Origin of the sequence: Ectobacillus polymachus, from assembly GCF_048159605.1 — a bacterium.
GTDB classification, from domain to species: domain Bacteria; phylum Bacillota; class Bacilli; order Bacillales; family Bacillaceae_G; genus Ectobacillus; species Ectobacillus polymachus.
Map to the genome: position 1 here is coordinate 1,051,582 of NZ_JBLREB010000001.1, position 16,237 is coordinate 1,067,818.

A 16,237-nucleotide genomic window follows, 5' to 3' on the forward strand; every position below is an offset into this window, starting at 1 on the left:
GTAGACCCCTTTTTCTAGTGTTAAAACATATATATTCGAGCTTCATATGGTTGTAATATACAAGAAACAATACCATCATGCGCCTTTACTTTATAATTTGCTAATACAAGATGCTCGGAAGAAAGCTTATGTTTATAACAATGATAATGGGCTGCTTGATCTGATAAATTTGTGATAATAACAGCTGTATCCTTCCCTAATGTTCGAGTATATGCATAAATTTGCTTGTCTTCTGGTAAAAGCAAATCATATGTTCCATACACAAACAATTCATGCTGTTTCCGTAACCTAATCATTGCTTTGTAAAACTGAAACACAGAATTTGGGTTTTCTATTTCCATTTTTACATTAACCGATAGATAGTTTTCATTTATACCCATCCATGGTGTTCCAGATGTAAAACCAGCATTCTTCGAACAATCCCATTGCATTGGCGTTCGTGAATTGTCTCTCGCACTATTCCATATAACTTCCATAATCTCTTCATGGGAGAGACCTTTAGCACGCTCCAGATAATAGTAATTTTTAATTGCCACATCATCGTATTCTTCAATCGATTGGAATTTTACATTTGTCATGCCAATCTCTTGACCTTGATAGATGAATGGCGTTCCTTGCATAAAGAAATACATCGCTCCAAATGCCTTGGCACTTTCAGCGCGATATTGTTTATCATTTCCCCAAGTCGAAACAACACGTGCCTTATCATGATTTTCGATAAATAATGCGTTCCATCCTTTATTCTCTAATCCTTTTTGCCATTTTGTTAACGTTTCCTTCAATGATAATACATCAATTTCGCCAACTTTACTTTTGTCCCAAAGGTCAAGGTGCTCAAATTGAAACACCATATTAAATTTACCGTTTTCTTCTCCTACCCACTCGTCCGCTTCTTCTACCGTTACGCCATTGGCTTCTCCCACTGTCATAATATCGTATTTATCAAACGTGTGCTCCTTCATTTCCTCTAAGAAAGATTGAATCCCCAGTTGGTTCATATGACAATCGAATGAAGACACATATTCCAACGCTTCCGGATTTGGTAAGTTAGGAAATCCCTCCCGTTTTTTAATATGAGAGATGGCATCAACACGGAAGCCGTCAATACCCTTATCCAACCACCAATTCATCATATCGTATAAAGCGAAACGAACCTCTTTGTTCTCCCAATTTAAATCAGGCTGTTTTTTTGAAAATACATGTAAGTAATATTGGTCTGTCGTTTTATCATACTCCCAAGCTGAACCGCCAAAAATACTTTCCCAGTTATTTGGTTCTTTTCCTTCTTCCCCATCACGCCATATGTACCAATCACGTTTGGGATTATCTATAGAAGAGCGTGATTCTATAAAAAATGGATGTTCATCACTTGTATGATTAATAACAAGATCAATAATAAGCTTCATTCCTCGTTTATGAACTTCGTCTAATAATTCGTCAAAATCCTTCATTGTACCAAATACATCCATAACACTACGATAGTCACTAATATCATAGCCATTGTCATCATCAGGAGACTTATAAAATGGACATATCCATATGGTATCGATTCCAAGTTCAGTTAAATAATCTAATTTAGTAATAATACCTTGCAAATCTCCAATTCCGTCTCCATTTGAATCCATAAAGCTTCGTGGATAAATTTGATAGGGTGTCGCTTCTTTCCACCAATGTTTTTTCATCTTTATTCTCCCTGTATTTTTTCTAGATCGTCTTAACATAGTACTGTTCTTTTCTATTTTTTATATACGATAGCCTCATAAGGTCGTAAAGTAAGTGTATCTGCAGATACATCCGTATAGTTTGCTATAAGAATACTCATTTGCGAAATTTCATCCTCTAGCTTTTTATCTTGAAGTTTAACGATTTCATCAGAAAAATTACAAAGCACAACTAATTTTTTCTTCATCCAAGTACGTTCATAGGCAAAAACTTTTTCATTCTCACGATGTAGAAGTTGAAAATCTCCTTCTGTTATGATAGGAAGTTCCTTACGAAGTCGAATCAGTTTTTGATAATGATAAAAAATAGAATCCTTATCTTCTAGGGCTTGCTTCACATTTATTTCCGGATAGCGAGGATTCAATCCAATCCAAGGTTTTGCTTTTGAAAAACCAGCATGTAAACTGTCGTCCCATTGCATAGGTGTCCGCGCATTATCACGTCCTTTTGCATAGATGGATTCCATAATATCACGCGCCGCGTATCCCGATTGAATTCGTTCTTGGAACATATTTAATGTCTCTATATCACGATATTCATCTAAGCAATCAAATCGAACATTCGTCATCCCAATTTCTTCCCCTTGATAGATATAAGGAGTTCCTTGCATCATGTGCAGGCAAGTTGCAAGCATCTTAGCAGAGGTTACACGATATTCCTGGTCATTGCCAAAGCGTGATACAACACGAGGCTGATCATGATTATTCCAATATAAGCTATTCCAGCCTTTTCCGTGAAGATTCGTTTGCCACTTTGTTAAATTATCCTTTAAATCTATCAATGATAGCGGCTTAAGGTTCCATTTGCCTCCTGGAGCACTATCTAAATCCATATGCTCAAAAGTGAAGATCATGTTTAACTCATGTCGCTCCTCGTTTGTATATTGAATAGCATCTTCAGGAGTTGCTCCTGGCATCTCTCCAACTGTCATACAATCATACTTCGACAACACTTCTTGATGCATTTCTTGTAAATATTCATGAATTCGAGGTCCATTGACATAATACTTTCCACCATCACAATATCGTTGACCCGTTTCCTTCACTCCATCAGGTAAACCCTCTACCTTTGAAATTAAGTTAATCACATCCATCCGGAATCCATCTATTCCTTTATCTAGCCAAAATTTCATCATATTATAGATAGCATATCGTACCTCTTTGTTTTCCCAATTCAAATCTGGTTGCTTGCGAGAAAATAGATGCAAATAATACTCATCTGTTACTGAGTCATATTCCCATGCAGATCCGCCAAAGACTGAACCCCAATTATTAGGCTCTTTCCCATCTTTAGATTGGCGCCAAATATAATAATCCCGATATGGGTTATCCTTGCTGCTCCGCGATTGTTTAAACCAATCATGTTCATCGCTAGAATGATTGACAACTAAGTCCATAACAAGCTTTAACCCACGTTTGTGAACTCCATCCAATAGAAGATCAAAATCTTCCATTGTCCCAAACTCTTTCATAATTTCTTCATAATTACGAATATCATACCCATTATCATCATTTGGAGAATCATAGATAGGACTTAGCCAAATTACATCAACACCTAGCATTTTTAAATAATCCAGGTTTGCAAGAATTCCTTGTAAATCACCGATGCCGTCTCCGTTATTATCCATAAAACTACGAGGATATATCTGATAAATGGTAGCATTTTTCCACCATTTTACGTCCATTTTAGCAAACGTTTGCATAACTACCTCTCCTTTTCATATTGTATATTATTCTTTTAACATTTTTAAATGAGTGCAATCATTTGCGCAAGTGTTTATAAAGAATATACTTATTATACATACTCCTTCTTGCATAATGAAAGCGGTTAATTTTTATCGTATATAAAAGCTTCGTTTTTCAAATACAATGTTAGTTTAACGTAGTTTGATATAAGATACAAGAATGTAATTTGAACTTTTATTATCAATTTTTAATTCTATGATCATTCTGCTAGCTATTTTACACAAGTAAAGAAACAAGCTAGCAACTTTGCTAGCTTGTTCTACATCCCTTACTATTATTAATTAGTATGTAAATTCCCCTTGTTCGATACTCTAAATTTGGATTTTCCTTTGGTCATGCTCTGCGTACTTTTCTACCCATTGGCTTGAAATTATTTAGGCGGGTTTACCAATGTGTCATTTACTTTTACACCAACACCATCACTATATACCATTTTTCCGCCGAAATAACCTACAGAATAAACAAGTATAAGAGAAGCAATGGATACTACAAGGTAAGGCACTACAAATTTTTTAAATAAATCCTTACGTTTCGTTACGCCAGCCCATATGCGATACACAGTAAGTAACGTAACAAACAAGGCAGTTAAATCTGCTAGCTTAGAGTGTAAAGAAATATAGATTGTATTCCCTCTAGCTGCATCTTCCGGACCTGTCCATACAGCAAGCCAAGCACTAATAACAACAACAATCCAAAGCGCTAAGCCTTTACTAGGTTTAAATTCATCTTTCTTCCATGCAATCCATACATCATATAAAACAGCAACTGTGATAAGCGCGATTGGAAAGTGCACAAGAATAGGATGAATATGAGTTGTAATTTCTTGGAACATTATGATTGCCTCCGTTTATTGGGATTCTTGTATCTTTTCTTTTCTGCTTTCAAACATAAAATCCACCTAATAGAATATGTACGCAATATTTATTATACAGGATATTTCTTAAAATTCTTTTAAAATAAACAATTTCACCATGATCCGTCTAACATCTAAATACTCCAAAAAGAATTTAGTCATATCAAATCAATATGTTCAAGCAAAATATAGAAACGAAAAATTAATATAAAAAACGAGGAGAGACCATACTCTCCTCATCTTGATATTTTTTGTTTATGCCTTGAAGAACTTGCTTCTCTCGTACCGGTTTCCATATTGGTCGTACCTTGTCCTTGTACGTTCGGTGAATCGAGTTTAGCGCGTGATGGGTCTTTTTTCGTTTTACTCATTTTTCTCACCTCTATATTACATTTCCCTATAAAGCAAAGCACTATTCTGCATTGAATTAATATTACAAATATTACCATGCTGTAAACAATTTGAAATTTGAATTTTCATTCCCTGCATTTTACTATGAAAAAGAGAGAATCTTCCAGAATCTACAACTTCTTATCCATATTTATTAAGGAGGTTGTTCAATGGGTCAAGTAACCGTGCAAATCCGAGAAAAAGTTATTGCTTTTTTACAGGGAACGAAAAAACTTTTTATTAACGGAGAGTTTATCGAAAGTGTTTCCGGAAAGACATTTGAGACACTGAACCCTGCCACCGGCAAACGACTTGCGGTTGTCTATGAAGCGGGACGTGAGGATATTAACCGCGCAGTAATGGCTGCACGGCAAGCATTTGATGAAGGTCCTTGGTCAAAAATGAGTGCTTCAGAAAGAAGCCGAATTATGTACAAGCTAGCTGATTTAATGGAAGAAAATAAAGAGGAGCTTGCACAGCTCGAAACTCTTGATAATGGAAAGCCTCTTAAGGAAACGATTCGAGCTGATATTCCGTTAGCAATTGAACATATTCGATATTACGCCGGCTGGGCAACAAAAATTGTAGGTCAAACCATCCCAGTTAGCGGAAATTATTTTAACTACACACGGCATGAACCTGTTGGTGTAGTTGGACAAATCATTCCTTGGAATTTTCCTATTCTTATGGCAATGTGGAAACTCGGAGCTGCCCTTGCTACGGGTTGCACAGTAATATTAAAGCCAGCAGAACAAACACCTTTATCCGCCCTATATGTTGCAGAGCTTATTCAAGAAGCCGGATTTCCAAACGGCGTTATCAATATTGTTCCTGGATACGGAGAAAGTGCTGGGCAAGCAATTGTCAAACATCCGCTTGTAGATAAAATTGCTTTTACTGGTTCTACCGAAGTTGGGAAGATCATTATGAAACAAGCTGCAGAAAGTTTAAAACGCGTTACACTCGAACTTGGAGGGAAATCACCCAATATTATTTTACCAGATGCAGATCTGAGCCGTGCCGTGCCAGGTGCATTAACGGGCATAATGTTTAATCAAGGTCAAGTTTGCTCTGCAGGCTCACGTTTATTTATTCCTAAAAAAATATTTGACAATGTTATTGCTGATCTTACTACACATACTACAGCCTTAAAACAAGGTGCAGGTATTGATCCGCAAACCTCAATTGGTCCTCTCGTTTCTGAACAGCAGCAAAAACGAGTTCTGGATTATATTGATAAAGGTATTGATGAAGGAGCAGAGGTAGTTGTGGGAGGTACAAAGCCTTTTGAAAATGGATACTTCGTCTCTCCTACTGTTTTCGTGGATGTTCGGGACGATATGACGATTGCAAAAGAAGAAATTTTCGGTCCAGTTGTCGCTGCTATGCCATTTGATGACATAGACGATGTTATTGAGCGAGCTAATCGTTCGAACTATGGCTTAGCAGCTGGAGTATGGACCGAAAACATAAAACATGCACATTACATTGCTAATAAGCTTCGTGCTGGTACTGTTTGGGTAAATTGCTACAACGCCTTTGACGCAGCATCTCCTTTTGGCGGTTATAAACAATCTGGTATTGGACGTGAAATGGGATCCTATGCTTTGCAAAACTATAGCGAAGTAAAAAGTGTATGGGTGAATATGAAATAAAAGAGTGGAGCTAACTCAAAAGGGAGAAAACCATTCCCTTTTGAGTCAGCTCTCGAAATAGGCTGTCATGAAGAATCCAGTAAAATCAGTGATTTCTGAGACAGCCTATTTCGCATGCTTAGTATTATTTTTGTTTTTAGACAGCCCCATCTTTATGTCCATCAGAATTTCTGCTGCTCTATATCTTTTTCTGTGCTTTAAGTTTATTCGTTTACCACTTTACCTCACTTCTCATACAACTAAAGTGCAGAAAACGAAAAGGAATAATTCCTCTCTTGCTAGACACACTAAAATCATGATCAAACAAGGAGGTAAATGACAATGACTGGAAAGAAAGAAATGATACCAGACGGACGTGACATTCTCTTCTCAGAGAAGGAGGCTGACCAAGATGATCGAATTGCAATGGCACGCTCAAATGCTGCAGATGAAAGACAAAAAAGGCTAATAAGAAAAGAGGAGAAGGAATAATTCCTTCTCCTCTTCTGAAACTTGTTAAGTAGCATTGCTTATTGATAATATAAAACTGCCACTATAATGCCTAAAATAGCACCGATAATAACTTGGTAAGGCGTATGTCCAACGAATTCATTCAATTGTTTATAGTCTCTTATTTTCCCATGAAAAAAATCATTTAAAATTTTCGCCTGTTTACTAACGGCAAGACGAACGCCAGAAGCATCATACATTACGATTATCGAAACGATGACAGTAATTGCAAATAAAGAGCTATTAACTCCCTCCACAATTCCAACAGCCGTAGCAAGTGCTGTTACAGTTGAAGAATGTGAACTCGGCATTCCACCGGATGAAAAAAACTTCGCAAAATCGATTTCCTTCGTTTTTATATATCCAAGAACGAGCTTTGCGAATTGTGCAACAAACCAAGCAATACAGGCACACATAAGTGGGCCATTTGCTAGAAGCATATTCATAATAAGCCTCCTAATTACAATGAAATATAGTTAATATAATAGTGTCTGAATGGAAAATAAGCAAATCTTTCTTCAACATAAGCACACCAATTAGGATGCCTTTACTGCTTCATTCTTACTAAGCTTAGACTCCAGTTTCACCATTAATCTCGTTTTTGCTAAGGAAAATACGACGAGAGCAATCCAAATAAATAGAAAGGCTGTCATATGTGCCTTTGTAAAATGCTCATGATAGAGAAATACTCCTAGAAAGAGCGAAATCGTCGGTGAAATATACTGAAGAAATCCAACCATAGAAAGTGGGATTAACTTTGCCCCTTTTGCGAAATATAAAAGAGGTACGGCAGTAGCAATTCCTCCTCCTATCAGGAGTATAGATGTTGTTAGATTTGTACCAAAAGCAACATGTCCTGTGAAAAGCAAATACAATATGTATAAAATAGCTAAAGGAGTAATAACGAGTGTTTCTAGAGTAAGACCTATTAAAGAATCAAAGTTCGTTAATTTTTTTACTAAACCATAAAGACCGAAAGTACATGCTAAAGATATAGAAATCCATGGAAAAGAACCATATTCAATCGTTAAGACACCTACGCCAATAGCTGCAAGTATGACAGCAAAAATTTGCCAAAGCGATAATCGTTCCTTTAACACAAGCATTCCTAACAAAATACTAATAAGCGGATTAATATAATATCCTAAGCTTGCTTCAATAATACGATCATGATTGACTGCCCAAATATAGATGTACCAATTCGTTGAAATTAAAAGGGATGCTGCTACTAGTCCGAAGAAAATACGGGGACGATGTAATACCCTCTTCCATTCTGCTCTGAATTGGTTGAATCGGTTGGCAAAGACAACAAGAATCATCATAAAAACAAATGACCAAAGTATCCGATGTGCGATAATTTCATCAGATGCAACTGTATCAATCATTTTCCAATAAAGTGGAAAAACACCCCACATAATATACGATGCTGCGGTGTATACGATTCCCTTTTTACGTGTTTCACTCTCCATGTAATTTCTCCTTATTATCTAGTTCTATTTTTTTTATAAACCTCCTGCATCCTATTCGCATTCTCCACCATATGCTGCCAATCTTCAATTTATTCTGGTTTCTGTAATCTTCTCCATTTTATATTGTACCATTGTAAGGCCATTTGTATAGATTTTATTTTACTTATCACGCTGCAGATGCATCCTTGCTATTTTCATATAATATAGGATAAACAAAGCAGAGCAGCAGGATTGTACTCCTGCTGCTCTGGTTCAATTACACATTCGTTTCTTCTTCAGCCGTTTCTTGAATACCAAGCATATATCTCCATTTTTTATAGGAAGCGCTATTTTCATCCATATAGCTTTTTGCGAAAGAGCGATTCCATAGATGATCTATGAAAATAGAAACTTCCTTACGTGCTGTTCCATCTGCTCCTATTCCATAATAGCTCTTAAAATATCTTTCGATTTCATCTACTAGTAGACGTAGCAATTCATCTGAGGTTTCTTCTAATAATACATCCCGTTTCGCTTCAGACGTATACATTGTCACAACATCTAAAATATTATGAATTTTCTCCTTTTTTATCCATTTTATGTCCTGTGCACCCATTATGAATTCATGTGTATACAAATGTCCACCTAGTTGCATGGCCTTTTCCTTCTGCTGTTCAAATCGCGAAATGATATTCTCGTAAATAAAAGGATTGTGGAGGAGGGCACGATGTAATTTATATCCTTCACCCGATACATTTTTCCCCATAGACTGAATAAGCTGTGTTCTTCCTAAGCCATTATATTGATAAACGTACCTGTCATCTACTTTCACAAGATCAATCCAACGATATATATATGCATATAAAAAAGCACGATTGCATTTTTCGTAATCCAGCTTCGTTTGTGTTGCATTTAAGTCAGGCATAAATGCAGGTAAATGCCAATATTTATCCAAATGTGGAGTTACATTTGTCTTTTTTAAAATCAACTTATTAATACGTCGATAGTAGGCTTGAAAATAGTCTCCTTTCCCATCTAACAATACATTTGACGTATGACCAGAAGAGAGCTTCGGAAAATCTTGAAGAGATAAACCATAATGGGCTCGGTAGCATACAATCTCAAACGGGGAAAAGGCTGTATCAACTGTTTCTTTTTCACAAAAGACATCTTGACGTAATTCTTCATGAAATGCACCGTACACAGATGGGTGTATTCCCCAGTATTGGAGCTCTCGATGATGTGTAACTTTCGGTATAAACGGACTTGCTAAATGAATCAATTCATTGATTCGTTCTTTTACATATGTTTCACTATCCACATGTTCAAACTCAGCTTCTTTGCTAAGTGCTTCGACAACATGAAGTTCAATCTTATCACGATACCGGGTTCGTAGTTCTTCACGACAATAGGATAAAATGTGCTGGCGATAAAAATCTTCTACTTTTGCAGGATGCTCATCTCCACCAGCTTCCCTTACAAACTCCCGGTACAAGTTCAAATATATTTCTGCAGATATTTCATTAGGGAGAACTCCACTGTCAACACTTTGATAAAGCTGGTTCCACATTTTTTTCATATATTTTTCATCTGTTAGTACATATACATTTGTCGGATTTGTTCTTCCATCATACTCCTTTTCACGTTTCGCAATTTCCAAAAGTAAATTTTCTCTTGTTTCATGTAGGTGATTGAAAAATCTTTCCCAATGACGAATCATTTGATCCACTGCCTGGAAAATCGCCTGATACACAAGCTCAAGCAATAAATCCTTTCGAAATTCATTCAACTTATTAACATATGACGTAATAATATCTTGAAATTCTCTTCTAAATTCCCTTTGCTCATTATGAAAGAACTTTCCAAACCAGCTTTGCTGCTGCACTAGCTCTACGCGTCTTACAGCAGTCATTGTTTCGTCTTCTCTCCCAAGGTTAAACTTTTTATCATAGTTACGGATAAGCGATCGTTTTTGTTCATTATTTTCCTGTATTCGTTTCATACGTTCCCTAACTATTTTTCTAATTTCATATAACATATAGCGGGCTGCAACCGGATGAACGGGATTCGGCTTTTTTAAGAACAGTGTATTAAATTGGTACGATTGTCCTTCCGCTCCGCCAGGTGAATACTGATCTGCCTCGATTATGTCATATACAATTGTTGTCACATGCTCATGTACTCGACTTGGAATTGTATAGGCATACAATCTGACCGCATGATCAACACGAGCTACTTCTCCCTTCATCTGCTCGGTTACTTTCAATTTATTAACTTGAACTTTGCATTCACGCTGCAAACGATTTAATTCATCGTCTTTCTGTACTGTTCGATGAACATAGCTTTCAACCGCTTCTAGAAATTGTCGTACTTTTGAAACTCCTGTTTTCCCGCCTTCCGCACCATCTCGTGTTTCTCCATACATTTGTTTATAAAACGGATGCGCCCGTTCTGGTCTCGTTGCCAAATGCTCTAAATCTTCTAAAAAGCTGCGGCCTCTTTTTGGCTTCTCACGTTGAACACCGCGTCGTATATCCTGCTCATAGCGACTCTTTTTCTCATCATATAATCGATCTAAGTGAAGCCATGATTCGTCTAAGCCTTGAACAGCCCATTTTAATGAACAATATTCCAGTACATGTTCATAAGGGTACACGAGTTTTGCTGCGCCTGCCCCGCAATAACGTGCTTTTCCATTAGAATCGGCAAGCTGTTGAATTTGATTGTCTTCTTGGGCAAAATGCGAGGAAGATAGTGGACTAAAAAGCTGCAAATATATAGTATGCGTCATTTGGTCAATATAATCTGCTAACGATTGTAAATGATGACCGTGTAAATTTTCATAGTCATATAAAAAACAGTAGTTGTAAGGTAGATGCTTTTGCATAATACTATAATTACTTCGCCCTTCATCATCCACCTGATCTGGTCTGTATTCAAGCTCAATTGTAACACCACTGCGATGGGATAATTCCCCAGAAGCTCCAAGTGTAATGGCATGTAATTCCTTTAATGCTGCATATCCGTTCGCATGTACCGTCTCAAACTCATTTGTACTCACCGTACGTGTTTTCACGAGCACATCTGGAAGAAGAAATGCCCCACGAATAATAATATTATTATGATGGAGTTTTTTCCGCAGCATTTCCCGTAAGTATAAAGCTATTTGTAAATACATACCTGATCCAGTACCACCTGCGAGAGATGTAATGACGATAACACGTACGCCATATTCGGTCGTGTCACTCGTTACGGGAAAAATACGTTCAATTTCTTGCCAGAATGTCGTCAGTTTATCTTCCTTCATTGCAGCCCGGAGAGCTAATCTAGATATAACTCGAATTTGTCCGGCTCCTTCTGTTAGCGGTTTATCCAAAATCGTTGCATCATCTGGAAACCAATCTGTAATTGTTGCATCTTCAGCAATATAGTCACGTGGAGTTTTGCTTGAGCTCGTTTGTGTCACAAATTTCCGATTTTCAAAGCGACTAATTGTATTTACATCTGTATCGAATACGTGCATCGCTACCTTCTTTCGTAGCTCCTTCGGAATTTTCTTATACACCTCCTGCGTTACAGTACTTCCAATCCCTCCAAGCCCCACTAAAATCGTAGGAACGTATATACTCATACTCCTCACTCCCTATTCGCATTCATATTTATACGTTTCTTTACCGTAGCCTCGATCAATCATAATTGTCTCGTTTGGATAGATCGTTCGAAGGGCTATCCCCACTTCTTCCCTTTCTAAAATAGAGCCTTCAATAATCATGCCTTCACATTGAGATTCTTTGGCAATACATACTGCCTTCGTTCGCCTCTTCGCAATAAATGTTATCGATTGTACAGTACGGCGCTCTGCTCGAAAAGGTAAACCTATATAATGTTTCCACCACGAGCCTGGCAAAGGTTCTGGTTCCGCCGTATGAATCCATTCATCTGCAAATGACTGATCAAATTCAAAGGTAATACATGCACTTTTGTGAAAACGGGCTCTCGTGATCCACCCCACAATTACGATTACGAAAAAAAGAAAAAGAAATAAGAGCGGAAGTACTTGCTGAAATAATATGTTATTTCGCTGCCAAAATGATACTTCCGTTACTTCGAAAGGAATATCAACGCTTGCTTTACCATATTTCTCACTTTCCAGTTGTATAGTTGCTTTCATCAAACCTGTTTCTGTGAAATTAAATAACCTAGAGAAATAAGGACGAGGATAGACATATAGCTTCGATCCTTGTTGTTTAACTTCCATGTTTACATGTTTATCGAGAGAAATGGATGAGTGTAATGATGCTACATCTTGTTCCAACATAGGTTTTCCATCTAAAAGAGGCTGTAAGATAATAGGCGGGCTATTTATCAAATTCGAAACATCTTCTTTCCAATTTGAAGTAGCGGTTTGTATAGTAAAATTGGGTTTTAAAACTGGGGTTAGACGAATTTCTTTCGTTTGCTGATAGAATCCTTTAATGCTCATTTGTACATTTCCTCGCATAGGCTTCTCTTCAACTATTTCAGTAAGTTGAAACGCTTTTCGCTCCTCATTCCAAGTCATCTCGCTTGTCTTCCCATTTTGAATATAGGTAGCTGTATAAAAGGATGGTTGAATCGGCAAATCAATTGGCTTGGCCTCAATCATTACCGTACTCCCGGCATAGGGTGAACCATTACTTTCTTTTAGCTCCGTTCCTAGCTTGTCATACACATGTACGGTAAAGTCGAGGGCAGGCTCTACTAATACTTTCACATTTTGATTGGAATCTATAGGTTTATCAAGCTGCAAGGTATACGAACCAGGCGTCATGACCGATCCGTCACGATGGGATACATGAATAACTGTACCATGCAGCATTGGTATTTGCGGTGCACTCATCAAGTACGGTCCATCTAAGCTTGCTGCTTGATCTGACAATTTCACAACATTACTAACATTTCCTTGCTGGACAACTGTAATGCGGCGCATTGGAAACGGTGATACAAAGGAAATGGTAGAATCCTTACTATTTATCTTCAATACTTCATTTATATTTGAAAACGGATCGCGATTTGCAATTAAGGCAGCAGCTTCGTTTACATTTCGAATGATTCCATCCTCACCATCGCTACTAAAAATCATTCCATTTGTTGTTTGCTTCCAGATATCTTTAAACGTATTCATTTGCTGACGTTCCTCATTGCTTATATTCGATTCCATTGTAATAAGGAGACAATGAACAGAAATATGATTGTCGTTCATTAGCTGTATAAAATTATGAAGGGTATCGGTCATCATTTTTTTATTACTTTCATATTGAACCTGATTTGAAACCTGTAAATCGTTAAATGCCCCATCTGTTACGATAATAAACCAATACTCATCACTTTCATTCCCTTTGATTTGGCGTTTCATGGCCTCTATCCCTGTAACAACGGATTGAAATGGCGTATCTTTAAATTTGTCAATGGAACGAATCTGATTCATCTCTTCTTGCCGTTTTTCAAGAGAAATTGCTATTTCTGAAGTTGGATTGCTCATAGCTACATAGGAGAAGCGATCATTTCTATCTAGCAATCCGACGAAACTTTGCAAAGCATAATTGGCATACTTCCAGCGATCAACCGGTCCATTTCCACTCGTTCGCATGCTGCCAGAATCATCATACACAAGCATTACTGATCTTCGTTTCCCTTCCTCTTCTTTCGCATAAGAGTGAAGAGGAATAAGAATAAATAGAAGCAGCACACAAGTGGCAATCAATTGTTTTTTCATTGAAGATGGCGCCACCTTTACATTAGAATAACGATAGACAAAGTCTCTTGATTAAGCTTATGAGTGAAATACAGGGATATGACTTGTATTTTTATCTTAATTATGTAAAGCATCCTCAAAAAATAGATTTTACAAGCAGTTATTCCATACTTAGATTTCTTTGATTTCTCTACCTCCTTAAGTAGGGATCTACTAGAAATAAAAAACGCCTTTAGATAGAATCTAAAGGTCATTATTTCCAAGCACAAAACTATTTAAATTATCGTATAAAGAATTATTGAACACGGGAACCATTCAGTTTTTCTAGTTCACTTCCAAGAAATTTTGCAATTTCTAGCATACCATATTTTCCAGCAATTGATTCTGCATCGGAATTATAGTTTGTATTCGTATTAATATCGTAAGTGTAAATATCTCCTTTGCTATTGCGGATAAACTCAATACCTGCAATAGCAATACCGTTTGCTGCCAATACTTCTTCGTATTTTTGAACAATCGGTTCATGAAATCCGTCAATAATTTGAAATTTTGGTTTTTTGTTAGATTCCTCACCGACTGGACAGAACAAATCTCCTATCTGGCATGCATCAGCAGGACATAGCTGAAATCCTTCAGATGTATCCACACGAACTGCGTAAACGAACTTTCCTCCAACAAATTCGCAACGAGTAATAGAAGACTCTGGCGATTGAATATATTCTTGAATAAGCGTAATACCGTCAACAGGCTCTTCAAATGCTTTGCTCTCCACGTATGCTTGCAAGCTAGCAACAGTTTGAAATAATTGAACACCAAGACCTTTACCAGCACGATTATGCTTTGTGATGAAAGGCTGTCCAACAAAATGTTTTGCTGCCTCCATTATTTGCTCTTTTCCGACTGCTGCTATTGTTCTCGGTGTACGAATGCCTAATTTGTTTAACGCCAAATATTGTGCTACCTTACTAACCTCTAATTGTAAGGCTCGGCTACCATTAAACACCTTTCTATCATGATACTCTAACCATGATAGAATAGCACCTGTTAGCTCCGGAGCAAAACGATGATCACGGGTATGAGAGGAGGCACTCATACGACTGTAGAAGATACCTTCAGGTGGCGTAGCAGTTAAGTCTACTATACCGGAATCTAAATGCCATGCTTCATATGGTAGCTTCAATTCCTCTAACCGTTTTGTTAAGTGGATTGTCCATTCATCATTTTCATGAATAATATAAATTTTCGCCATCTACCATTCCTTCTTTCCTTATCATACAAGCTCTTATGCCCTTCTCATCTGACATTTTACAATTAGGAGCTCCTTGTTGTACTTCTTTTTCTACTCTTTCTCCAAACAATAATAGCAATCAATAATAGGAGAATGATTCCCGCTGCCATTAAGATATGCTGCACATTCGGTACAGTAATTGCCATCGTTACTGTATTCTCCGTTGTAGGATCAATCTGCCATTCCAAATCCTTTCCGTCAAATGATACATTATTTGCATTGGTAGCGATAGCCTTCACAGGCAAAGATACTTTCACGCGTAAATCAAGATTTTGTTTGATTTGACTAGCGACAAAGGAAGGAGCATATTGTGCAACCTTAAATTGCTTATCAATGCTTTGTAATAAGTAATTATAATAACTTGAAATATTTAACTTTCCACTAATGTAATACACTGTATAAAAGTATTTATCATCCTGATCGGTATGGAAGGTGATAAATTCATTTTTTCCAATGGTACCTGGAGACGCAGCATGTGCCACCCCTGATTGATTTGGCTCTATCCCTATCGTTTCAAGATGTTTGGTTGCATAAAATCCAAATTCACTTTGACGATCGAATGATTGAATTGCAAATCCATTTTTATGTAATTCATCTTCTAGCGTTGTAAATGGATTAAAATTACCGATGTAGGCCTTAACTTGTTGTTGAAGTGAAAATGTAAGATTTGCATCAGCACTTCCATTCTCATGAACAATGATATGTGCTTGACCAGACGCGCAACCAACTAATCCAAAAACAAGTACCAGACAAACGATTGCGATAAGACCTTTTCTTTTTTCCTTCATATAATCCCCTCATCGCTTTATAATCGGGTGGATCTTTATTAAACCAAGATCTCCTTACCTTCATTATTTCGTGTGCATACCTTAGTTAAATACACAAGCATTCTGATAACTAGTCCATATAGTAT

The 16,237-nt window shown here is 37.1% G+C and carries 12 protein-coding genes; 2 read left to right on the plus strand and 10 right to left on the minus strand.

Translation table 11 applies throughout. The features are described from left to right. Positions 1-20 precede the first annotated feature (20 nt). The 4 genes from ACM5BR_RS05360 to ACM5BR_RS05375 all read right to left on the minus strand — a co-directional run bounded on the left by ACM5BR_RS05360 (position 21) and on the right by ACM5BR_RS05375 (position 4,691). Entirely contained in the window at positions 21-1,682 is a 1,662-nt protein-coding gene (locus ACM5BR_RS05360; protein ID WP_416826545.1) for a glycoside hydrolase family 13 protein, read from the minus strand. A 53-nt stretch (positions 1,683-1,735) separates the two neighbouring features. Further along, positions 1,736-3,406 carry a glycoside hydrolase family 13 protein gene (locus ACM5BR_RS05365; protein WP_416827843.1) on the minus strand — a complete coding sequence of 557 codons (1,671 nt, stop codon included), beginning with the start codon at positions 3,404-3,406 and terminating at the stop codon, positions 1,736-1,738. 431 nt (positions 3,407-3,837) lie between these two features. Continuing rightward, positions 3,838-4,299: a DUF2231 domain-containing protein gene (locus tag ACM5BR_RS05370; RefSeq protein WP_416826547.1), complete on the minus strand. Its 462-nt coding sequence runs from the start codon at positions 4,297-4,299 to the stop codon at positions 3,838-3,840. 257 nt (positions 4,300-4,556) lie between these two features. After that, the gene (locus tag ACM5BR_RS05375) at positions 4,557-4,691 is read right to left on the minus strand and encodes a YuzL family protein (protein ID WP_416826549.1); all 135 of its coding nucleotides are present in this window, start codon (positions 4,689-4,691) and stop codon (positions 4,557-4,559) included. A gap of 189 nt (positions 4,692-4,880) precedes the next feature. On the opposite strand from ACM5BR_RS05375, the gene ACM5BR_RS05380 reads away from it, so the two are divergent. Both ACM5BR_RS05380 and ACM5BR_RS05385 read left to right on the plus strand, forming a co-directional pair. Further along, complete coding sequence (locus tag ACM5BR_RS05380) at positions 4,881-6,365, plus strand: aldehyde dehydrogenase family protein (RefSeq protein WP_416826551.1); 1,485 nt, start codon at positions 4,881-4,883, stop codon at positions 6,363-6,365. Between the two features lie 321 nt (positions 6,366-6,686). Continuing rightward, positions 6,687-6,836 (plus strand): YfhD family protein, encoded by a 150-nt coding sequence (locus ACM5BR_RS05385; protein WP_416826552.1) that lies wholly within the window; start codon positions 6,687-6,689, stop codon positions 6,834-6,836. Between the two features lie 38 nt (positions 6,837-6,874). On the opposite strand, the gene ACM5BR_RS05390 is transcribed toward ACM5BR_RS05385, so the two are convergent. The 6 genes from ACM5BR_RS05390 to ACM5BR_RS05415 form a co-directional block, all read right to left on the minus strand. After that, entirely contained in the window at positions 6,875-7,300 is a 426-nt protein-coding gene (locus ACM5BR_RS05390) for a divergent PAP2 family protein (RefSeq protein WP_416826554.1), read from the minus strand. 90 nt (positions 7,301-7,390) lie between these two features. Continuing rightward, positions 7,391-8,323: an EamA family transporter RarD gene (rarD, locus tag ACM5BR_RS05395; RefSeq protein WP_416826556.1), complete on the minus strand. Its 933-nt coding sequence runs from the start codon at positions 8,321-8,323 to the stop codon at positions 7,391-7,393. A gap of 256 nt (positions 8,324-8,579) precedes the next feature. After that, positions 8,580-11,933 carry a tubulin-like doman-containing protein gene (locus tag ACM5BR_RS05400; protein ID WP_416826558.1) on the minus strand — a complete coding sequence of 1,118 codons (3,354 nt, stop codon included), beginning with the start codon at positions 11,931-11,933 and terminating at the stop codon, positions 8,580-8,582. A 12-nt stretch (positions 11,934-11,945) separates the two neighbouring features. After that, positions 11,946-14,057: a vWA domain-containing protein gene (locus ACM5BR_RS05405; RefSeq protein WP_416826560.1), complete on the minus strand. Its 2,112-nt coding sequence runs from the start codon at positions 14,055-14,057 to the stop codon at positions 11,946-11,948. Between the two features lie 274 nt (positions 14,058-14,331). Beyond that, positions 14,332-15,285, minus strand: coding sequence for an ATP-grasp domain-containing protein (locus ACM5BR_RS05410; protein ID WP_416826562.1), 954 nt, complete (start codon positions 15,283-15,285; stop codon positions 14,332-14,334). Between the two features lie 62 nt (positions 15,286-15,347). Beyond that, positions 15,348-16,112 carry a hypothetical protein gene (locus tag ACM5BR_RS05415; protein WP_416826564.1) on the minus strand — a complete coding sequence of 255 codons (765 nt, stop codon included), beginning with the start codon at positions 16,110-16,112 and terminating at the stop codon, positions 15,348-15,350. Between the last annotated feature and the right edge of the window lie 125 nt (positions 16,113-16,237).